1 protein-coding gene is annotated in these 314 nt (G+C 54.1%); it reads right to left on the reverse strand.

The window, feature by feature from the left end:
- Window positions 1-108 precede the first annotated feature (108 nt).
- Window positions 109-314: helix-turn-helix domain-containing protein (locus AB9F29_RS21850; protein WP_369757242.1), on the reverse strand; the 206-nt coding region annotated here is incomplete at its 5' end.

The raw sequence follows: 314 nt of genomic DNA on the forward strand, positions 1-314 counted from the left end.
GGCTGGATGCTCAAAGATTCGTGCTGTGTTGGATGCGAAGTCATAAGCTCACAGAACCCGCGCTGTCAGCGCGCCTGCATTGCATATCACTAAACTACCGTAGCCAATCTAGATTTCTCCGTTTCTTTCCATCTCCCGCAGAATACTCCCTGCGGATGCTCTTGATAGATTTGCGGCGACGGCCAACTCCTGCTGCGTGGCCGGAATGGCTTTGATTGGGGGGGATCGTTGGTGCCCTAAACGGTTTCCCGACAGGCGCAACAAAACGGAGGCCATTCTTTTTTGCGGTGCGGAAAGCATCAAGTCGTCTGCCG

The sequence above is a fragment of the Falsihalocynthiibacter sp. S25ZX9 genome, assembly GCF_041205405.1.
Classification (GTDB): domain Bacteria; phylum Pseudomonadota; class Alphaproteobacteria; order Rhodobacterales; family Rhodobacteraceae; genus Falsihalocynthiibacter; species Falsihalocynthiibacter arcticus.